The sequence below is a fragment of the Stutzerimonas stutzeri genome, assembly GCF_000935215.1.
GTDB lineage: Bacteria > Pseudomonadota > Gammaproteobacteria > Pseudomonadales > Pseudomonadaceae > Stutzerimonas.
On the sequence record NZ_JXXD01000396.1, the window covers coordinates 1 to 204 of the forward strand.

The following is a 204-nucleotide window of genomic DNA, read 5'->3' on the forward strand; positions in this document are numbered from 1 at the left end:
CCGTCAACGCCCTCTCGCACTACACCGACTGGACCATCGGCCACGTTCACGCCGGCGCCCTCGGCTGGGTTGCGATGATCACCATCGGCTCCATGTACCACCTGATCCCGAAAGTGTTCGGTCGCGAGCAGATGCACAGCATCGGCCTGATCAATGCGCACTTCTGGCTGGCCACCATCGGCACCGTGCTCTACATCGCCTCGA

At 62.7% G+C, this 204-nt stretch carries 1 protein-coding gene; it reads left to right on the forward strand.

All coding sequences use genetic code 11. The features are described 5' to 3' along the window. Nucleotides 1–204 (forward strand): cbb3-type cytochrome c oxidase subunit I (locus tag LO50_RS23775; RefSeq protein WP_044316589.1); only part of this gene is annotated, 204 nt, incomplete at both ends.